At 39.7% G+C, this 21866-nt stretch carries 14 protein-coding genes and 1 pseudogene; 6 read left to right on the top strand and 9 right to left on the bottom strand.

Going from position 1 to position 21866, the window contains the following annotated elements:
* Positions 1-799: 799 nt before the first annotated feature.
* The gene (gene iolD / locus PR675_RS04840; protein WP_014656440.1) at positions 800-2737 is read right to left on the bottom strand and encodes a 3D-(3,5/4)-trihydroxycyclohexane-1,2-dione acylhydrolase (decyclizing); all 1938 of its coding nucleotides are present in this window, start codon (positions 2735-2737) and stop codon (positions 800-802) included.
* Positions 2738-2749: 12 nt separating this feature from the next.
* Positions 2750-4261: a CoA-acylating methylmalonate-semialdehyde dehydrogenase gene (locus PR675_RS04845; protein ID WP_060560856.1), complete on the bottom strand. Its 1512-nt coding sequence runs from the start codon at positions 4259-4261 to the stop codon at positions 2750-2752.
* A gap of 286 nt (positions 4262-4547) precedes the next feature.
* Between PR675_RS04845 and PR675_RS04850 the strand changes: the two genes are divergently transcribed.
* Both PR675_RS04850 and PR675_RS04855 read left to right on the top strand, forming a co-directional pair.
* Complete coding sequence (locus tag PR675_RS04850; protein WP_004922124.1) at positions 4548-5384, top strand: MurR/RpiR family transcriptional regulator; 837 nt, start codon at positions 4548-4550, stop codon at positions 5382-5384.
* Between the two features lie 318 nt (positions 5385-5702).
* Positions 5703-6695, top strand: a complete 993-nt coding sequence (locus PR675_RS04855; RefSeq protein ID WP_036941230.1) for a hypothetical protein — start codon at positions 5703-5705, stop codon at positions 6693-6695.
* A gap of 269 nt (positions 6696-6964) precedes the next feature.
* Here PR675_RS04855 and PR675_RS04860 read toward each other — a convergent pair whose 3' ends face one another.
* Complete coding sequence (locus PR675_RS04860; RefSeq protein ID WP_272582697.1) at positions 6965-7219, bottom strand: helix-turn-helix domain-containing protein; 255 nt, start codon at positions 7217-7219, stop codon at positions 6965-6967.
* Between the two features lie 754 nt (positions 7220-7973).
* Here PR675_RS04860 and glgC point away from each other — a divergent pair.
* The 4 genes from glgC (at position 7974) to PR675_RS04880 (ending at position 14509) form a co-directional block, all read left to right on the top strand.
* Positions 7974-9266, top strand: a complete 1293-nt coding sequence (gene glgC / locus PR675_RS04865) for a glucose-1-phosphate adenylyltransferase (RefSeq protein WP_004922133.1) — start codon at positions 7974-7976, stop codon at positions 9264-9266.
* 4 nt (positions 9267-9270) lie between these two features.
* A complete protein-coding gene (glgP, locus tag PR675_RS04870) occupies positions 9271-11724 on the top strand; it encodes a glycogen/starch/alpha-glucan family phosphorylase (RefSeq protein WP_060560855.1) in 2454 nt (817 codons plus the stop codon).
* A gap of 201 nt (positions 11725-11925) precedes the next feature.
* Positions 11926-12813, top strand: a complete 888-nt coding sequence (locus PR675_RS04875) for a helix-turn-helix domain-containing protein (RefSeq protein ID WP_004922140.1) — start codon at positions 11926-11928, stop codon at positions 12811-12813.
* Between the two features lie 316 nt (positions 12814-13129).
* Positions 13130-14509, top strand: coding sequence for a sugar porter family MFS transporter (locus PR675_RS04880; RefSeq protein ID WP_004922142.1), 1380 nt, complete (start codon positions 13130-13132; stop codon positions 14507-14509).
* 78 nt (positions 14510-14587) lie between these two features.
* On the opposite strand, the gene PR675_RS04885 is transcribed toward PR675_RS04880, so the two are convergent.
* From PR675_RS04885 to PR675_RS04910, 6 genes and pseudogenes are all read right to left on the bottom strand, one after another.
* Positions 14588-16630, bottom strand: coding sequence for a TonB-dependent copper receptor (locus tag PR675_RS04885; protein WP_004922145.1), 2043 nt, complete (start codon positions 16628-16630; stop codon positions 14588-14590).
* Positions 16631-16766: 136 nt separating this feature from the next.
* Positions 16767-17201 (bottom strand): DUF2946 family protein, encoded by a 435-nt coding sequence (locus PR675_RS04890; RefSeq protein ID WP_004922152.1) that lies wholly within the window; start codon positions 17199-17201, stop codon positions 16767-16769.
* A gap of 361 nt (positions 17202-17562) precedes the next feature.
* A complete protein-coding gene (locus PR675_RS04895) occupies positions 17563-18594 on the bottom strand; it encodes a phosphotriesterase family protein (RefSeq protein WP_004922160.1) in 1032 nt (343 codons plus the stop codon).
* Between the two features lies 1 nt (position 18595).
* Positions 18596-19562: pseudogene (locus PR675_RS04900) on the bottom strand (DMT family transporter).
* A 124-nt stretch (positions 19563-19686) separates the two neighbouring features.
* Positions 19687-20457: a glutamine amidotransferase gene (locus tag PR675_RS04905; RefSeq protein ID WP_376738360.1), complete on the bottom strand. Its 771-nt coding sequence runs from the start codon at positions 20455-20457 to the stop codon at positions 19687-19689.
* Complete coding sequence (locus tag PR675_RS04910; protein WP_060560854.1) at positions 20450-21670, bottom strand: PfkB family carbohydrate kinase; 1221 nt, start codon at positions 21668-21670, stop codon at positions 20450-20452. Before PR675_RS04910 ends, PR675_RS04905 begins: the two co-directional genes overlap by 8 nt.
* Positions 21671-21866 lie beyond the last annotated feature (196 nt).

A 21866-nucleotide genomic window follows, 5' to 3' on the forward strand; every position in this document is an offset into this window, starting at 1 on the left:
TTATTCTGATCACAAAATAACAATGTAAACTCAATCAATTAGCCTTTAGAGCATGCCGATAGTCACAATTAGAGTAAGGTTAATAACGGGAGATATTCAACTTAACGGATATTTTAGAATATTCATTTCATTAATTATCATTTCGTCACAGCGACTCCTTTTATTTTGACTGCCTTTTTCCTGATAAAATGAAAGAGTCGACGTGAGTTCCCCCCGCTAAAACCATAAATATGGCACAAGATAAGCTCCCAGCGAACTGAACGACCAACGATCAAAGGAACAGCTTTAAGATGTGAAGTGAAAAGAGTTACGCCACTTTATGCCAAAAAAACGACTTTTCGACTTTGAATTGTTGTTGCCATTTCACCAACGAGTACTTCATACCTTCACCAAAATGCGTTTTTTCTCGCACTCGGTAAAACGAGTTAACACTTGCCGTGATACATCAACCTAAATCATATTGCTTTGCCGACGCTCATCATTTTATTAAATCGCTTTTAACCTTCAATGCCCAAAATGGATAAACAAAAAACCCAGCTTTCGCTGGGTAAAAAGAAATAACCTAATGACGTCAACCACTTTAATCGTCAAATAACAACCACTGCATCCATGCAAACTTCCCGATAAATAACCTGATCTTGTCTGATTAGAGCTCATCACCGCTCTCAATATTTCAATGTGCCGATTGGCTAAGGCGGATTATTTCCCCTTATTAAACAAGCATATTTCAACTTATTTTGAGTGATGCAAAGAGATGGCTAAAGCATTTAGCCCATTACCCTCCCTACAGAGTAATGATTTAGTACTGCCGTACTCGGTTAGCAACCATGTCTTTGATTTTATCTGCTGCGGCAACCACTTCCGGTTTCTTCGCGACCTGCGCTGTTCCGGTACGCCACCACGCTTCATAACCGTTAGTCATCGTTTTAGGGAGTACTTTGATATCAATTAATACACAACCTGAATGCGATTTAGCATCCTCAATTGCGGCGATCAATTGAGCTTCATCATGTACGCGATAACTCTTACACCCATAACTTTCGGCATTTTTAGCAAAATCAACTTTAACTAATGGACCATCCATTTGCCCTGTTTGTGGGTTACGATGACGGTTTTCCGTTCCGAAACTCCCCATGCCTTGACTCATTTGCAGATTATTAATACAACCAAAACCTGCGTTATCGAATAACAGAATAGTGATCTTCACGTTTTCTTGGATAGCCGTTTGTAACTCACTGTGTAGCATCAAATAGGAGCCATCACCGACCATCGCATAAACAGGTTGTTCCGGGGCTGCTATTTTTGCGCCAATGGCAGCAGCAATTTCATACCCCATACATGAATAACCATATTCCAAATGATAAGTATCAGGATGCTTAGGTAACCAAATACGCTGTAAGTCTCCCGGCAATGACCCTGCTGCACCAACAACGATGGCATCATCTTCCATATGGCGCTGCATTAGCCCCAAGACGCGAGTCTGTGCCAACTCTGTACCAAGCGCTTCACGATACTCCTCTAATTTATCATCAAGGTGACCCGCTATTTCTGGCACAAAATTCAATGGGCTATATTGAATCGAGAATAATCTATCTAACTCAGATTGCCACTGTTGCTTAGCTTGTTGAATACGCTCACCCCACTGTGCTTGATAGCCAGTACCTTGTAATAAAGCATCCAGTGCCGTTAGCCCTTCTTTTGCATCTGCAATAATTTTTAAGGCATCGAGCTTATAGGCATCAAACTCAGCAACGTTAATATTCAAAAACTGTACATCAGGGTGACTAAACAGCGACTTTGATGCGGTAGTAAAGTCAGTGAAACGTGTTCCCACACCAATCACTAAATCGGCTTCTTTTGCTAGTAGGTTCGCGGCTAGGCCGCCTGTTGTACCAATCCCCCCCACATTTAAAGGGTGGCTTGCCACAATGGCACTTTTACCTGCTTGAGTTTCGCCAAATGGGATTGCATAGTGCTCCGCGAAAGTACGGAAGGCATCATGCGCTTCGGAATAACGCACTCCACCCCCACAGACTAACAGTGGCTTTTTCTTGCTACGAATTAAACTGACCGCTTCTTCTAAACTCACGGTTGTCGCTGGACGACGTTCAATGCGATGAACACGTTTAGCAAAGAAATAGTCCGGATAATCCCAAGCTTCACCTTGAACATCTTGTGGCAAGCAGATTGTTACCGCTCCCGTATCTGCCGGGTCGGTTAAGACACGCATGGCATTGATCATCGCTGACATCAATTGCTCTGGACGAGATACCCGATCCCAATAACGCGAAACAGGCCGGAAACAATCATTCGTACTGATCGTGCCATCACCATATTGCTCAACTTGCTGTAATACTGGATCAGGCTGACGTGTTGCGAAAGTATCACCTGGCAGCAATAAAAGAGGGATGCGATTCGCGGTCGCTGTCGCAGCCGCCGTCACCATATTTGCTGCCCCCGGCCCAACAGAGGATGTCACTGCACAAATTTGCTTGCGTTTTTTCTGTTTCGCAAACCCTGTAGCAATATGCGCCATCCCTTGTTCATTGCATCCTTGATAAACTTGCAGGTGTCCAGGCGCTTCTTCTAGCGCCTGCCCTAAACCTACTACGTTACCATGGCCGAAGATGGTAAATACTCCCTGAATAAACGGATACTGCTCGCCATCAACCTCAACATATTGTTGGTTAAGAAACTTAACTAATGCCTGAGCTGTGGTCATTGTCTGCTTATTCATATGGGGCTCCATTTATTCCATAGTTGGCATTGTGAAACTGCTTTCATGATGTTCCAGACGGACACTTGCAGGCCAACGGCTGGTAACCGTTTTCATGCGTGTATAGAAACGTACACCATCATTTCCATGAACATTCAGCGGTCCAAAGATAGAACGTTTCCAGCCACCAAAACTGTGGAAAGCCATCGGAACTGGAATTGGTATGTTAATACCCACCATCCCCGCCATCACATTCTCTTGGAATTCACGAGCCGTTTCACCATCACGAGTAAAGATAGCCGTACCGTTGCCATACTCATGTTGATTGATCAGTTTCAGACCTGTTTCAAAATCTGGAACACGCACAATGGCGAGTACTGGACCAAAAATTTCATCTTTATAGATGTCCATGTCTGGAGTGACATTATCAAACAGAGTTGGCCCTACAAAGTAGCCATTTTCAAAACCTGCCACTTTGAAATCACGTCCATCAACTAACAGGCTAGCACCTTGTTTTTCACCGCTGGTGATATAGTCACAAATTTTTGCTTTATGCTGTGCTGAAATCACAGGCCCCATATCATTTTCTTTACCATCAACGATACCCGGACCTACGGTCATTTTAGCGATTTGCTGTTTCAAGTTTGCAATCAGTGTATCTGCGGTCTCATCACCAACAGCAAGCACGACGGATAATGCCATACAACGCTCACCAGCCGCACCAAACGCCGCCCCCATAATCGCATTTGTCGCCAGGTTCATATCTGCGTCAGGCATTAGGATACAGTGGTTTTTTGCACCACCTAGTGCTTGGCAACGTTTGCCATGCTCTGAGGCTGTTGTGTAAATGTACTCTGCGATTGGTGTTGACCCCACGAAACTGACCGCCTGAACTTCAGGTGCACGAAGCAATACATCAACGGACTCTTTGTCGCCTTGAACAACGTTAAAAACACCATCGGGTAAACCCGCTTCTTTTAATAGTTTTGCTAATTCAATAGCGAGTGATGGATCTTTTTCCGACGGTTTTAGGACAAAGGTGTTGCCCGTTGCCAATGCGACTGGGAACATCCACATAGGCACCATCGCAGGGAAGTTAAATGGCGTAATGCCAGCACATACCCCCAACGGCTGCATTAAGGAGTGGCTATCAACACCGGTTGCCACATTGGCGGAATGTTCACCTTTCTGTAAATGTGGAATGCCACAAGCAAATTCAACGACTTCCAGACCGCGAGTTAATTCACCGACAGCATCTGAAAATACTTTACCGTGCTCTTTCGAAATTAAACGCGCCAAATCATCCATATTCTCTTCAAGCAGCGCTTTAAATTTAAATAGGATACGCACACGTTTTAGTGGAGACAGCTTTGACCACATAGGGAAGGCTTTATGGGCAACCTCTATTGCCTGTTTAGTTTCAGCAGCACTGCTCAACACAACTTGAGCTGTTTGTTCACCGGTTGCAGGGTTATATACGGGTGCAAAACGCCCACTTTGGCTGGATACAAGTTCACCGCCAATGAAATTCTGAATCTGTTGCATGTTGCCTCTCTTTAGCTGATAGAGTTACCTTGTTGCTAAAGATATATGAAATATTCATTTCATTTTCAACTAAAACTGAAATAACATTCAATTTATGTGATCCAGACTGAGTTTTTATGAAATTGTCGATTGAAGATAAAGACACTGGTTTCAAAAATCGTTTTAATCAGCCCTCAGATAAAAAGCAATATGAATTGATTATTCCATTTAGTTGGATTAGTTTTTCAAAAAAATTCGACTAACGGCTGAAAATAACTACAATCAATAGCCTAGTCACGGAGGTTTTATGTCAACTGCATCGAATTTAAATGAGTTTCAGGAGCAAGTTCGTTCCCGTTACGATGAACTAAGTAAACGGCTACAGCAAGTAGCACGATATGTTTTAGATAACACAAATAGTGTGGCTTTTGATACAGTTGCTGTCATCGCTAAGGAAGCCAATGTTCCACCATCTACCTTAATCCGTTTCGCTAATGCCTTTAATTTCAGCGGATTTAACGAAATGAAACAGTTATTTCGTATGAATTTAGTGGAAGAAACGGCAAGTTACACCGATCGCGCCCGTTTATTTCGTGAAATGGATAGCGACCAAGAACTGAGTGATGATCCTGCTCAGATTTTAAAAGAGTTTGCTCACTCAAATGCGCAAGCGCTACAACAAATGGCAGCGAGAACCCCCGCTGAAGATCTTGAAAAAGCCGTCACCCTATTAGCCGAAGCAGAAAATGTCTATATCATTGGGTTACGTCGTTCGTTCAGCGTTGCAACCTATCTTAGCTATGCCCTTAGCCACTTAGAGTGCCGTCCACAATTGATCGATGGCCTTGGTGGTATGTTCAAAGAGCAAATCAACCGAATTAACGAAAAAGATGTTGTGGTTTCTATTAGTTTCACACCTTATGCAGAAGAAACCATTATGGTGAGCGAAAAAGCCGCCCAAACTGGCGCAAAGCAGATTGTTATCACAGATAGCCAAATCAGCCCACTCGCTAGTTTTAGTGATGTCTGTTTTGTGATCAAAGAAGCCCAAGTTGATGCCTTCCGTTCCCAGTCAGCAACCTTGTGTCTTGCGCAATCACTCACTGTTGCACTGGCTTATCGCCAAGGCAGTAAGCTAGTTTAATCTTAAGACGGGCTTTGGACACAAATACCTCCGTTGTGACTTAGCCCGGAACATTACAAAGCGGTATCGATTCCCCTTCCCTTTCAATATTCCTCAATTTCGGCAATCTCCAAACTCACTAACCTGTACCTCGTTTCTTGATGCTATTAATCACCACTCATGGATGAAATCTAAGCCTATTACCAGTGTCTTTAAAAATTGTGAGACTCATCAGAAAACATGAATTTCAATAAAAATAATAATGAAATTATTATTTCACACTGTTATGTTGAGATTATGTAAACACCTGAAACTAACCTTTCGGTGAGGAGCTTGGTAATGAATACACATTTTCTCTATTTGTTTGGCCACCTTCGCTTACTTGAAGAGCAGCATGCGCTTGTCTCGTTAAATAAGACAGGTATTGGCCTCATAGGCTCCCCCACGCACAATACATGGTACACAGAAGCGATATTGCATAGCCAACATCATTGTCAACTCAACTCCGTTTGTTCGTTAGATTCACCGATACCTTCAGCTGCATACTTTATTTGCCAAAAAAGAAAAATCGAGCATCTCATCGACAATGATGCGGTTGATACAATTATCGTGACATCCCTATGCGGTGAAGAGCTATTAAAGTTTATTATTCAATCTGCGATTAATTCAGGAAAAAATATTTTACTCAATAATGTTCCAAATTATGGAACCAATGAGTTAGTTAATTTACTCAAATTAGCTAAATACAACGATGTTAATATCTGCCAAAATAGCCTGCTTCGTTTTTCTCACCAGTATGATGAAATGAAATCAATCTTATCAAATAAGAGTACTCGTGATAGTGGTTTATTGCGCTTATCCGCCCACCGTCAAATTGATAAAATGGATTGCCTTTCCAAAGAGACATTGCGTTCATTAATTGCAGAAAAAGTATCGCTGCTCCTTAATTTACTGCCTGAATTTAAATTTGATTCCCTCTCAATTCAATATTCTCGTCCATTTTCACACATTGAAAAAGGTGATGTGCTTATGATTAATTTAAAAGACAGCAATGGCTTTTTAGCCTCGCTAGAACTGTTTTTTAATACAGGGAATGTTTCTGATAAATTATCCCTTAAGCAATGCCATCATGATCTCCAATTTGAGAATTTTCTAATGTCTAATAACCAATTCTCAATAATTAACGAAAATTCATTGATTATAAAACAGCTTGACCATTTCATCTTAAATCCACATAAAACAAACAAAATCGTCATAAACTCACAATTAATTGATATCAATAAAATAACTGAATCGATTTTAAATCAATTGGAATTAAATCAGTTTATTTGATAAGTGAATTTATAATCTACCTAAATCAATAATGTATTCAATAATAACCTTGTTGATTATTTTTTGATAATAAAAATCAAACTATTCAGTATAATTACTTAATTAACAATCAAGGCCGGAAGAAATAGAGCCAAAAAAGATAATGACTCTGTCATTCCTTCCGGTCCGATTAACTTTCTCATAGTATCTCTCTATGTTGATATTTGGTGCTTTTGTTGACGGTGTTTACAAGATATTTTATAGCCTTCCCTGAGTGTATCATACGCCTATTAATGAATGGTGCAGCGTGTACCTAGGTTAACGTTAACAACACCATACAGAAACGTCGTTGACTCCAAGTTAAATAAACAGGCAAATTGGAATAAAGAATCGACATCGATACAGCTTTCACCACTTTCAAAGCGAGTCATCTCATCTTCAGAAACGCCAATTAGTCTAGCCGTTTGTTTTAACGTCATTTTATGACTTTCTCTTTGTTTACGAATTTTGATACCAAGTAGTTTTGCAATATTATCTTTTTGCATAATAACCCCCTAAAAAAATAAATTAAGTAAAGTTAGTTTTGACGATGCGTAAATTAGCATTCTGCTTCCATAAATTAATTGATTTAAATTAAAAAATGACGCCAAAAAACTCATCGAATTATGAATAGCACTAAATGATTAATTTCAACCATAAAACATAATCCAGTGAATCATAAGGACATTTTTAAAATAGATCTTTTTATCCCTAGATATTTATTGTGACATTAATCACAAAAAATGTGTATCCTAACTTCGTATTATTCAGCATTAAACCGTCTTTTTAAGAATTTTATACATGTAAGTTTTATGTGGTTTTTATGTGTTTTATTATTTTTATTTATTAAATTATATAATCACTCTTTAAAAACATTCATAAGATTATCGCCATATTATTATTAAGATAAATAACTTTATTGTTACTAATTATGACATTTTATGTCAGTTGATTTAGGACTAATTTTATTCCAAAAAAGAAAAACATTTAAAGTCATATTTAAATTTCTAAAGTCTAGTATATTATTGAATGTAAGTAATATAAAAAAATAAAAAAAGTCATCTTTTTTAGATTAAAAGTAATCAATAAACGATTATATTAAGTTTTACTATACTTGAATATTTTGAATAACAGTAGATGGCGGACAAAATAATAGTTAAGTCATTGAGTTCAAAAGAACAAAAACTTGAAATATGAAAGGTATACACCAATAGGGAAATCTTTAAATAACAGTTTGCTTATTTTGGAGAGTTCTAAGGTATGTCTCAAAATGATATGAATAATATGATGATGTTAGCTCGTCATTTGCCTCAAAAGGCCGTTGCTTTGATCCTTGCTGGAGGTAAAGGTACTCGCCTTAAAGGATTAACGAGTAAACGAGCCAAGCCTGCTGTTCATTTTGGTGGTAAATTTCGTATTATCGATTTTGCATTATCAAATAGCCTAAATTCGGGTATTAGACGAATTGGTGTTATTACCCAATATCAATCTCATTCATTAGTACAACACATCCAAAGAGGATGGTCGTTTTTTAATGAAGAAATGAATGAGTTTGTCGATTTACTACCTGCACAGCAACGCGAAATTACCGACCATTGGTATAAAGGCACGGCCGATGCGGTCTATCAAAATATGGATATTATCCGTAATTATCGTGCAGAATATATTGTGATCCTTGCGGGTGACCACATCTATAAAATGGATTATTCACGCATGTTGCTCGATCATGTTAACAATGATGCAAAATTTACCGTTGCCTGCATCAAAGTGAAAAAAGAGGAAGCCCATCAATTTGGTGTAATGGAAATTGATGAGAATCGTTGGATAACCCAATTCCATGAAAAACCACAAGACCCGCCGGTACTAAAAGATTCGCCTGATTCATGTTTAGCGAGCATGGGGATCTATATTTTTAACAGTGATTACCTCTACAAAATGTTAGAAGACGATAGCCTTTGCCCGAGTTCCAGTAATGATTTCGGTAAAGATATTATTCCCAAAATAGTGGCCAGAAGAGAAGCTCTCGCTCATCCCTTTGAATATTCATGTGTCACCAGCAATGCCGATGTTCCTCCTTACTGGCGCGATGTCGGAACATTAGAAGCCTATTGGTCAGCAACACTGGATCTTGCCTCGGTAACCCCTGAGTTAGATATGTATGACCGCAACTGGCCTATCCGTACTTATATGGAGCCTTTACCACCTGCAAAATTTGTCCAAGACCGCTCGGGAAGCCATGGCATGACCATGAATTCACTTGTTGCGGGGGGGTGTATCATTTCAGGATCGATTGTCATACACTCTGTGTTATTCCCTCGCGTGAGAGTTAATTCATTCTGTAATATCGAATCTTCTATTTTACTGCCCGGAGTGAATATTGGGCGCTCATCACGTTTACGCCGCTGTATTATCGATAGAGGCTGCGTCATTCCAGAAAATACCGTTATTGGCGAAAACCCTGAAGAAGATAGCCAACGCTTCTATCGCACAGAACAAGGTATCGTTCTCGTCACAAAAGAGATGTTAGATAATTTACATAACAATAAGGAATAAGATTGTGAGCACTCATTTTGTTTACGAATGTCATTCGCCACTAGTGACACAAGAAGCACTAAAAAGCTCCATTATCTATAAATTAAAATTTGTGATTGGCAAAGAACCTTATATTGCGACACAACGAGAATGGTTAGAAGCCATCATACTGGCGGCTCGCGATCGGATCGTTGACCGATGGATGGCGACGAACCGTGCAACCTATTCACAGCAGCTTAAGCAGGTTTACTATCTATCGATGGAGTTTTTACTCGGTCGATCATTATCTAATACATTAATTTCAATGAATATGTATGAGGATCTAACCCAAGTCGTGGCTGAGCTTGGCTTTGATTTTGAGCAATTGTTAGAGCAAGAGACAGATCCCGGCCTCGGTAATGGCGGCTTAGGCCGCCTTGCCGCATGTTTTCTCGATTCTCTCGCAACCCTGAATCTCCCCGCATGTGGTTATGGTATTCGTTATGAATACGGCATGTTTAAACAAACCATTCGTAATGGACAACAAATCGAATCCCCTGATGATTGGCTGATTCATGGCAACCCTTGGGAGTTTCCTCGAACAGAAAATCGCTACCAAATCCAATTTGAAGGCCATGTGACCGAAGAAGAGGGCCGCTATCAGTGGGTAAAAACGAACGATATTATCGCTGTCGCTTATGACCAAATTATTCCTGGCTATAATACTGAGGCAACAAATACCCTGCGTTTATGGAGTGCCAAAGCTAGCGATGAATTTGATCTGCAAATTTTCAATGATGGCGAATATTATGCCGCGGTTAAGAAAAAAAATGAGTCTGAAAACGTTTCTCGCGTCCTCTACCCAAACGATTCAACCTATTCAGGCAAAGAGCTGCGTTTAAAACAAGAGTTCTTCTTAGTTTCTGCATCTGTGCAAGACATACTTCACCGCCATTGGTTGGTTTACCAACGTTGGGATAACTTAGCTGACAAAGTGGCAATTCATTTAAATGATACCCATCCTGTTCTTGCCATTCCTGAGTTAATTCGTCTATTAGTCGACAAACACCAAGTCAGTTGGCAGGATGCCTTAGCATTAGCACAAAACGTGTTCTCTTATACTAACCACACGCTGATGAGTGAAGCTTTAGAAACTTGGCCTGTCGAGATGATCCGTAAAATTCTGCCGCGCCATCTACAAATCATTTATCAAATTAATGACGAATTTTTGCAACATGTGAGCCAAAAGTTTCCGCAAGATTACGAATTGCCGCGTCGTGTCTCCATCATTAATGAAGAGTATGGGCAGCTTGTGCGAATGGCGTGGCTGGCGGCTATTATCTGCCATAAAGTCAACGGCGTCTCTGAGTTACATAGTCAACTTATGACCGACTCTCTGTTTGCCGACTTTGCCCGAATTTTCCCTAATAAATTCTGCAACATCACCAATGGCGTGACACCGCGACGTTGGCTAGCTATTGCTAACCCAGAGCTGACTTCGGTTATAGAAAGCTATATCGGCCAACAATGGTTAGTTAATTTACCTCAATTGACTGAATTGAAGCAGTGGATGGATTACCCTCAATTTTTAGATAAGCTGCAACAAGTTAAACACAGTAACAAAAATAAATTAGCGCGTTTTATTGCCCAGACACAACAAATTGTGGTTAGCCCTGAAGCCTTATTTGATGTACAGATCAAGCGTATTCATGAATATAAGCGGCAGCTCTTAAATTTACTGCATGTCATCACTCGTTATAATCGAATATTAGCGGATCCAGAGCACAACTGGGTGCCCCGCGTGGTGATCTTTGCAGGCAAAGCCGCCTCCTCATATAGCGCGGCAAAAAAAATCATCCACCTCATTAATGACGTTGCTGCGGTTATCAACAATGATGCGCGTATCGGTTCGCGCTTGAAAGTGGTGTTTATTCCTGATTATGGAGTAAGCCTAGCTCAGAAAATAATTCCGGCCACCGACCTTTCCGAGCAGATTTCACTTGCAGGTACAGAAGCCTCCGGAACCGGTAATATGAAATTCGCACTAAATGGTGCATTGACCATCGGTACACTCGATGGGGCAAATGTTGAGATACGCGAACATGTTGGCCACGATAATATTTTTATCTTTGGTCATACCATCGATGAAGTAAAACAAATCAAGCAGAATTACTACTATCCACGTTGGTATTATGAAAATGATGCTGAACTGAAACAAGTGATAGACCAGATAGCACAGGGTTACTTTAAACCTGACGTTCCTAACTTTTATCAAGATTTAACCTACAGCTTGCTCGATGGCGGTGACCCATATTTATTGTTTGCAGATTATCGTAGTTACATCAATACACAGGAACAAGTCGACAATTTATATCAAGACCCATTATCTTGGCAGTCTAAGGTAGCAAAAAACATCTGTAATATGGGCTTTTTTTCTACTGATAGAACAATCCAAGACTATGCCTCACAAATTTGGAATATCGAATCTATCAATTTATGACCCTATGAATTAGATTAATCTAGGCATTTTGGTTAAGGTCAATTTAACGAGAAACTTACTTAACTTCACAACTATTTAAAAAAATTCTCAGTCGGCATGCTATCCTGATACCGACTGGGATGTATCTGTCTAGTATAAAAGTCCAATTTTTAGCCAGTTATGATTTTATACTTTGGGCAAAGTTAATTTAAAAGGGTCATCATGCTTCAGGAAAGTGTTATTAGAGAAATGATTCTCTGGATCGAAAAAAACTTAGAGTCACGCCTGTCTTTAGATACTGTTGCCGAAAAATCAGGATACACCAAGTGGCATTTTCAGCGCCTATTTAAAAACCAAACAGGACTTGCTCTCGGTTCTTACATTCGTGCTAGACGATTATCGTGCTCAGCCGTGGCATTGAGGCTAACTAATGATAGCATCATGGATATCTCTTTACGCTATCGTTTCGATTCACAGCAAACATTTTGTCGTGCATTTAAAAAACAATTCAATATCACCCCTTCTGAATACCGCAAACGTACCGGATGGAAAATTGAAGGTTTTTGCCTGCCACTAAGAGAAAGTAAAGAGTTCAGCGTTAAGGTCAGCCTAACCAAATTAGATCCCGTTAAGGTTATCGGTAAACAGCATCGCTATACTAAAAGCATCAATGAATGGAATTTTAAAACCCAAGAGCTGAGACGCTACTATTGGAGAGACTTTATCAATGAAGCTCAGTGTGTCACAACCAATATGTATGCTATCCACGGTGTTGATTCTATCAATGATCAAGAGGGGCAATTCTGCTATACCACAACCTTTGAAGAAAGTGGTGTTGACTCCCCTACCCCTAATCTTAAAAGCATAACTCTCCCTGCTGGCGATTATCTACAAATTAAGTTTACGTGTGATGAACTCCACGGTATTGATTACAACGACATTATCTATACCGTATATGGAAAAGTACTTGCGAGTATGGATATTGCTCGGGGTGAAGGCTGTGACATTGAAAACTATGTTTTAAAGTCTACGCCCGATTATAAAGAGTTTATTGAAAACTCACGCCTCTATCTTAAAGAATTAAATTATTATATCCCTGTCATTATTTGATTAAATTAAAGAAAACTAACTTACACTGAGTTAGTTTTCTTTATTTCTTATATTTAATCTTAATAACTTATCTAACAGATAATTAACTTTCATTTCATTTTCATAAAAACAATCATCATTAAAAGCCCATCAAATATAGATAATCAATTCTATGATGTTAATAATTATTTGAATATTACTTCATTAAAGTTCATATTAAATATATCGACTGTTGAAAATAAACAAATATCACGTTAGCATAAATTTTAGTTTCATCTTTTTTAAAGGACAGATAACTGAGTTAATAATCCAACTTTGCAATAAAGGACTAATAATAATGGTTAAGAATAATACCTCAACAAGTCTTATGGTTATCTTTGTCGGTTTACTGGCAGCACTCGCAGGCCTCTTCTTTGGTTTAGATACGGGGGTTATCTCTGGTGCACTTCCCTTTATTAGTCAACAGTTTGATATCTCATCAACCCAGCAAGAACTGGTTGTCAGCTCAATGATGTTTGGTGCCGCAGCCGGCGCTATCATTAGCGGTTGGTTATCATCTTTAAGTGGTAGAAAAAAGAGTTTACTGATCAGTTCAATATTATTTATTATTGGTGCATTAGGCTCCGCCTTTTCCCCTAATGCCAATATACTTATTATTTCGCGAGTCATATTAGGACTCGCAATTGGTATTTCTTCATTCACAACTCCAGCTTATTTATCAGAAATCGCACCGAAAAAGATCCGTGGTGGAATGATATCTATGTATCAATTAATGATTACAATAGGTATCTTACTTGCATTTATTTCTGATACCGCTTTTAGTTATGATCATGCTTGGCGTTGGATGTTAGGGATCACAGCTATCCCTGCTGTTTTGCTTTTTATTGGCGTCACTTTTTTACCCGAAAGCCCCCGTTGGCTTGCCAGTAAAAATAGATCGAATGATGCTAAAACTATATTATTAAAATTAAGAAAATCAGAAAATGAAGCGATCCAAGAGCTGGATGATATTTTTAATAGCCTAAAGATCAAGCAATCGGGATTCGGTTTATTTAAAAATAACAGTAATTTCCGACGTACTGTATTTTTGGGTATTGCTCTGCAATTTATGCAGCAACTGACAGGTATCAATGTCATTATGTACTATGCCCCTAAAATATTTTCATTAGCGGGGTTTGAAAGTACCACCCAACAAATGTATGGCACAGTTCTTATTGGCTTAGTCAACGTCATCACAACCATTTTTGCCATCTCAATCGTTGACCGTTTTGGCCGTAAAAAATTATTGATCTTTGGCTTTAGTGTCATGGCAATCAGTATCGGCTTACTCGCCTACTTGCTCTCTTTTGATACGCATACCGTTCTAATCCAATATAGTAGTATTGCCTTTTTACTTATCTTTATTATTGGATTTGCCGTGAGTGCGGGGCCGATTATGTGGGTCTTATGTTCTGAGATACAACCACTGAGAGGTCGTGATTTCGGTATCACCTGTTCAACTACCTCAAATTGGGTAGCAAATATGATCGTTAGTGCTACGTTCTTAACACTGCTATCGACTTTAGGGGATACGAATACTTTCTGGGTTTATGCTGGGTTAAATGCTGTATTTATTATTATCACGCTCTATTTTGTCCCAGAAACAAAAAATGTTTCATTAGAGCAGATAGAAGAGAATCTAATGAAAGGCAATGCGCTACGCAATATTGGTCGATAAGCATCCACAATTAAACGTTATTTTTGTAGAACACCCGATATTACCTCGGGTGTTCTGTTTTGATAAAACCGCTTCTCGTTAGAAAGTTAAGTTCAATTTCGCCCAAAACGTTCTGCCCGGCTCATTCACGGGTTGATTAGAGGAATAACCAAACCCACTATTACCCGCTAAGTTTAGGTGTTCGCTATAATTTCTATCAAATAGGTTATCAACACCAGCACTTAACTTAACATGATCATTCACCCGATAAGCGGTATTAACGGAGAAAATCGTGAAACCAGCACTGCTACCGAAGTCTTTCCCGACTACGTTACCATCATTAATCGCCACACGATGTTGGCTACTGACAATACGCATTAGCCCTGTTGCCGTCCAATCATTCTTTTCCCAAGATAAACCAAAACGGGTTTCTAATGGCGGCATCTGCGGTAATGGTTGCCTATCACTGCGGTTTTCCCCCCAAGAATAAGCGAGACTTGCATCCGCTTTCCACGCATCACTGAGCTTATAGGCGACGCCCATTTCTCCCCCCATGATCATCGCATTCACGTTTTCAACTTGACTTTGTCGCGAATTATGTGGGTTATAACGGAATAGGATAAAATCATCGACTCGCCCAATATAAGCGGAAACCCATGCGTTAGTTTTATCATTGCTATATTTTGCACCGATATCTAACTGGGTCGTTTTTTCCGTTTTTAAATGGTCGAACACATTGCTTGTTCCATCAGGGCCGTAGGTTGGTGAAAATAACTCCCAATAATCAGGGAAACGCTCAGTGTAACCGACACCGGCATACAGCATGACAGGCATATCAGAAAGCGAATGCTCATAACGCACAAACCCTGCTGGCATCACAGTATTGCGCCCCGATGACCCTACCGCGGTCTCATTATCCACTAATACCCTATCGGCACGCGCACCTGTAACGACTTTCCCATGCGCATTTGCATTCCACGTTAACTCACCAAACAGCCCATAATCTTGGAATGTTGCATCCTTATTCCAGTGGTTATTGCTCTCCTTACGGTGAGTATTAGTTTGCATATCGGCCCCTGCACGTAATTCGTAATCGTTCCATAACCAAGTTCCCATAACTCGGCCACCCACCGTTTTACGATCAACACGCATTTTCATTGGCATATTCATCATGCCATGACCACCGCCCATCATATGCCCCATATGACCAGAGCCGCCCCCCATTGAGCCACTTGTGTCACGTAATGAATAGTTATCCATAATATGGTCGGCATAGTTGTAGTACATATTCGCTTCTAGCTTATCAAGCACTGTGCCAATATTTGTCTTTTCAAAACGCACACCTAGACTTTCGCGTTTGAATTGCGAGCCATCCATTCCACGACCTGCATAGCGAGCTTCACCATCCCCTTTCCCCGCGGTAAGCTCAAGTAACGTGTATTCATCTGGCGTCCAGCCTACAGCAACATCCGCATTCCATTTATCCCACTTTGATGGCACTTTCTTACCATCTCCATCTTTATAATCATTAGAGCGAGATTTATTACCTATTAAGCGTAAATAACCTTTTTCATTCCCCATACTGACATCTGCATTCGCATCCCAACGCTGATTAGAGGCCGTTAACGCACTTGCATTCCCCTGAACACCCGCTTTATCAAAAATGGGTTTTTCACGCTCAAAACGAATTGTACCTGCCGAGTTACCTGGTCCCCAAAGAACTGACTGAGGCCCTTTGATCATCGTTAATAGGTCGAAGTTTTCTGGCGAAATATAAGAGGTTGGGGCATCCATGCGAGATGGGCAAGCGCCTAACATCTCACTATCATTAGTTAAAATCCGTAAGCGAGAGCCAAACATGCCACGAAAAACGGGGTCACCGTTCGTGCCGCCATTACGAATTTGCGAGAAGCCGGGGATCGTTTTCAAATAATCAGAACCATCACTCGCTGGCACTGGCTGTCTAGGTGTTTTTGGTGAGGTGCTGATAGTTAATGGTGAATCAACGGGGGCAGTGACTATCATCACTGAGTGTTCTGAAAATTGACTTTGATTCTCTGCCTCAGCGACTGCGCTATTCGACAACAGCGCGGTCGTTACTAAAAGTGTCAGTGGTGCGATTACACATTTTTCTTTGTTCATTATTTTGCCTAATTCTTTTCTTTATGACGTAGCCATGCCGCCTGAATTCGATAATCAAATTCAAGATAGAGAGCAGGCGAAGCCCTTTGCACTCAATACGGCAAATGCAACATTGTGAATTTAAAATGATCAATAATTAATAAGAAAAGAGAGACGGAGGAGCGCGCGCAAAACGCAGAGACCAAGGCCGAAACAAATATGGATGAATGCAAGGCTCAAGGGAGATCCGCGTCGTCAGCGTTGCCAATTGGCGAATTGCAATGGCAATAAATAGAATGATAAATGGAAAATGGATCAACAACTGGCAATAGCCACAGGCAATGTCTTCCATCGGCGATAGTCCGACTCCCGACATTAACAGATGATTCATCATGCCGTTAGAATGGCATTCTTCAGGCAATAGAGCACCTTGATGCGAATGGTGCATCACGTGTGGTGCCATATTTTCCATTGAAGAACAATCAGCCATTTGCATCATTGACTTTGAGACCAATGGTGCAATAAACAGCATTGCTACTGCAAGTAGCGCAAGATAGGCTGCGAATTGTCTTAATCTATCATGCAGGTGCAACGTTTTTCCGTAATATCTATTGTTATTTTAATGCGCGAAAGTGTATCTCATTTACATCATCGTTGTTATCGTTTTTTGTCAATAATGTTACTTGGCCTACATTCCCTCTATATTCAAATAGAACAATTTGGCACCATTATATTGGCGTAATTTCCATTACATTCATCTGAAATAAAAACCATTCGAAATATTATTTTTACAAGTCATATCCACCAATAGCATTCTCAATAATAAAAAATAGTAAAACGGGAATTATCGACAAAAAGCCCTTTTGCTTTCACGCCCCATAAAAAACAAAAAGCGGCAATAGTTTAGCTATCACCGCAAAATCGAACAGAAAAAAACAAGGGGAGATTATTTATTAAGCTAATAAGTTAGCTGGGTTATCGATACATAAGCGGTCAAGGGTAGCTTGATCGACGCCTTTCTTCGCCAGAAGCGATAGAAAAACATTCGGTACAAAGCCCCATCCATTTCCGCCATTTTTTGCCCACATCTGTTTTAAGAACACATCGTGACTCAAAACGATCTGATTGCTATATCCCAGCTCTATCAACTTATAAACCGCATCAACGGTTTCTGTAACGGTTGGTGCGACCCCTTCTTTAGGGAATGAAATATCAAGCCCTATCATATCGAACTCAAGCCATACGCCTCTGTCTAACATACGGCGCTGATAATCGATATCCTTTCCTGATGGGTCTGAGTGCGCTAATGAGATCTTAGCGGGATTAACGCCCATCTCTTTGATTAAAATATCCAATACTTCATCACCACGACGTTGCCAACCTGGCATATGGATATTCATCGAGACATGATCATTGGCAAGCTGAGCGACGGATGCGGCTCTAAGGCTATTTTTTTCCCCTTCCGTAAAAAATGGAGAAACCCCAATTTCGCCAATCATCCCCGCTCGAATATCAGTGCCATCAATACCAATATTCAATTCGTCATCAATCATTTTCGCCATTTCATCGATACTTTTTACTAGGCGCTCGCCTTCAAATTTTTCGATATATAAGCCTGATGAGGCAACGACATTGATACCTGTTTTAATGGACACTTCTCGCAATTGACGAACATCTCGACCAATTGCTTCGGAGCCTGTCGCATCAACAAGCGTTTTACCGCCAAGCTCCTTAAAGTTATTCACTTCATAAATCACATCGTCGATAGGTTTTTTATCCATATTGTCACAGCAGCAATAAGGATCGTGTTTTAGCCCCCATTGAATATCTGCACTGACTTTTTTATCGACCAACACATGCGAGAAATCGTAAAAAGGTTCATCGACAACGGTAGAGAGATCGTTAAACAAATGCTCATGTGGCAGGGTTAAACCCATATCTTCTTTTTTAACTGGCCCAGTGACAGTCTGAATATAACCTTTCATTTTACACTCCCGCCGTTTTCACAGCTTTTGCTTCTCTAAACTCAGGAATTGTTGTGATAATTGCACCAACCAGCGCAAACAGTGTGCCAATAATCGTGACCAGATAGACAGTGTTACCCAATGATGGCAAGAGTAAATCAATCAGAACTGAACCCAGTAATTGCCCTGCTGTTGATGCAACTCCGAGCATTAACAGCCCTAATCCACGAACTAAGATTGCCATTAACGCAATAGACATTAGCCCTAATGGACCACCGAGATACATCCACCACACCCCCCGGTAATTCAAGAGTAATGTGACCAAGAGCCATACGGATCACCAAAGCGACAGTCAAAACCGTGAAGCCGACAATAAAGTTCCATGTGATAGATACCATCATTGAACCTGTCGCTTCTGCCACTTTAGAGTTACCCGCTGGTTGCCAACCCGCTAATAGACCCGCTAAGAAAGGAAGAATGGCTAAATAGATAGCAGAGGTAGAGTGCCATTGTGGAGACACCACAAATAAGGTGGCTACCACGGCAAAAACAGCTCCTAAAACGCGAAAAAGGGTGAACGGTTTTTTCTCATCGATACCAATACCGAAACGATCACACAATAGGTCTGATAATAATAGCGCCGATATCAATGCGGTTTGGAAAGTGGCAATCCCTAGTGCACTGGCAGAAGCCCCTTCAGAGAAAACCACCATTGCGCCACAAAGGCCTGCAAACCAGTTCCACAATGGAATTTTACGTTGTTTAATTAAACTTGGAATAGAGGCAAATTGCTGACGAGTCTGTTTTTTCGCTATGATAATAAAAAACATGACGACAAGACCGCTAGCAAACGAAATTACCGCACTTGCGTTGCCATCTTTTAATACATCCCCGAGCTGCCCATTAACGGCAGATTGCATTGGCGATAACATCCCGGCTAAAACCGTCGCTATCATCAGTAATGGTGTAGAATAACTTTTTGCACTCATAAAATATTCCTTTTGGATTTTTTGACTATGAGTCATTATTTTTGTAATCGGAGTACAAAGTGCGGGGGAAATTCCCCACACTTAATTTCTTATTTTTGATATTTTACTTTTGACAATAACTGAATTAACGAGCGATCTGTTTTAGGATATTTACCCACATGTCAGAGTAATGTTCCCAAGCCATAAATTCTTTACTTCCCCAGTGTGGCGAGCAATCACTCATAAAGCAGGCTGTTTTACCCTTTTCATATTGACCAAAGACTAATAGAGGATCTTCGCCAATATTTAAAACGGTTTCTGTATTTTCTTTAGCTTTAACTTTGTTATAGCCTAAAAACATTGGCCATTGTCCAAATCCTTTAACGGATTCATGTTCTGCATTGACTGGTACTGCAAAAATACCTTCAGGTGTTTCAACACGATCATCACCATCAAGCATTTCTACCGGTAATACATCTGCTAATAATGTATTTTTATAATTCGCTTTAGCCTCAATTCCCATAAAGGATAGATAGCCACCAATCATTAATAATCCACCGCCATTAATGACATACTGCTTAATTAATTGCAGTGCATTTGGTAATACTTTCATATTATAAAAAGTATCGTTTTGCAGTAAGAAAGTATTTGCACCAATATCGCTAATGACAACGACATCATATTTCTCTAACTCTTCTACCGTTTTAGGAAATGCCATTTGAACGGTATGAGCAGGCATATAATCAATTTCAACATTTTTATTTCTTAAGCAATCTAATAAAAATGTTGCACCCTCTTCATATTTACTCGAAGTAAAACTGTCGTAGCCTTTAGTATGAATCATATGAATGTGCCATGACTCACCAATAAATAAAATTTTCATTTTTATTCCTCTTTCAGAATATGAATTATTCAGGGGATTGAGTGACAACCTGAGAGTAGGTTGTTTGGTTAATACGATATATCACGTTAATATCTTCAGGCATTTCTGAAGCTTTGCTCGTTTCTACCGCAAGCGATGAAAATGCCGAAGCATAACGCAACGCATACGAAAATTGCTTACCTTTTGCTAATGAGGCCGCCAATGCGCCATTGAAAGCATCCCCAGCGCCAGCCGTATTTTTCACCACCGCTGTGTAGGCCGGTGAGTAAATAAATTTATTGCCATCGTAAGCAATAGAGCCTTTACTTCCTAATGTGATCACAACCTTTTTAACACCTTTATGATAGATGACGTCGGCTGCTTTTTTAGCCGACTCCATATCCACAACATTCACTCCGGATAGCAAACTGGCTTCCGTTTCATTCGGCGTTAAAATATCGACTTTTTCAAGTAGTTCGATAGCAATATCACTATAAGGTGCAGGGTTTAAAATAATCGGTATATAATACTCATTACCTATCGATATAATTTCCCTTAAGGCTTCAATATTTGTCTCAAGTTGTAGCAAGATAATATTCGAATTAATAATTTTATCTTTTTGAATTTTTACCTCATCAGCACTGATATCCATATTTGAGCCAGAATATATGGAGATAATGTTTTCGCCACTATTTTCTGACACGAAAATTGATGCTGTACCCGTTTGGAACTTTTCAGTTTGGTAAATTGTTGATGTCTTAATTTTTGATGATGAAATAAAATTCACCGCATAATCACTAAATTGGTCAGTGCCAATTTTAGTAATAAAATGGACTTGTGAGTCTGAATAACTTGCAGCTAAAGCCTGATTGCAACCTTTGCCACCTGGTGAAAAAATAAATTTGTTTGATAATAATGATTCGCCTGCCTCTGGTAATCGAGGCAAATAACTAATCATATCAACATTAAATGAACCTAATACACAAACTTTGCCGTTCACTGAATCATCCTTATTGGTTATTTCATTAAGGCTATCGTTACATTCCAGAAACTGTATAATTTCTTTTTTAGCAACCTTATCTAGGGATTCAAATTCAATGAATGCGCCACCATGGCAACGGTTAATAATTCCTTTTTTTGCCAAAGAATTTAAATCTGCTCTAATGGTTTCTTTTGTGACATTCAGTTCTTTCGATAAAACAGAAACTTTTGCTGAGCCTGCGTTTTTTAAAAAATTAATTATTTTTTTATGTCGTTCTGCTTTCATGCCATTTTACCTCATGGCATTTACTCTAAATTAGATAATGTTATTTTAATGTGATAATAATCATATGTTCCCAATGCAAAGCAAAAAAAAGCAAAAAACACAAAAGCTAAAACAAAAAAAAGCAAAAGCATATTACGTTAAGGTAAATTTAGTTTTTAATGCAAAACAAAATAGGAAAGCATTAAGTAATCTAATC

This window comes from Providencia sp. PROV261, from assembly GCF_028477945.1.
In the GTDB taxonomy this organism is placed as follows: Bacteria; Pseudomonadota; Gammaproteobacteria; order Enterobacterales; family Enterobacteriaceae; genus Providencia; species Providencia stuartii.

Coding starts and splice junctions, on each gene's coding strand:
- iolD (WP_014656440.1), bottom strand. CDS start 2,737: ATGAATAAGCAGACAATGACCACAGCTCAGGCATTAGTTAAGTTTCTT.
- PR675_RS04845 (WP_060560856.1), bottom strand. CDS start 4,261: ATGCAACAGATTCAGAATTTCATTGGCGGTGAACTTGTATCCAGCCAA.
- PR675_RS04850 (WP_004922124.1), top strand. CDS start 4,548: ATGTCAACTGCATCGAATTTAAATGAGTTTCAGGAGCAAGTTCGTTCC.
- PR675_RS04855 (WP_036941230.1), top strand. CDS start 5,703: ATGAATACACATTTTCTCTATTTGTTTGGCCACCTTCGCTTACTTGAA.
- PR675_RS04860 (WP_272582697.1), bottom strand. CDS start 7,219: ATGCAAAAAGATAATATTGCAAAACTACTTGGTATCAAAATTCGTAAA.
- glgC (WP_004922133.1), top strand. CDS start 7,974: ATGTCTCAAAATGATATGAATAATATGATGATGTTAGCTCGTCATTTG.
- PR675_RS04875 (WP_004922140.1), top strand. CDS start 11,926: ATGCTTCAGGAAAGTGTTATTAGAGAAATGATTCTCTGGATCGAAAAA.
- PR675_RS04880 (WP_004922142.1), top strand. CDS start 13,130: ATGGTTAAGAATAATACCTCAACAAGTCTTATGGTTATCTTTGTCGGT.
- PR675_RS04885 (WP_004922145.1), bottom strand. CDS start 16,630: ATGAACAAAGAAAAATGTGTAATCGCACCACTGACACTTTTAGTAACG.
- PR675_RS04895 (WP_004922160.1), bottom strand. CDS start 18,594: ATGAAAGGTTATATTCAGACTGTCACTGGGCCAGTTAAAAAAGAAGAT.
- PR675_RS04910 (WP_060560854.1), bottom strand. CDS start 21,670: ATGAAAGCAGAACGACATAAAAAAATAATTAATTTTTTAAAAAACGCA.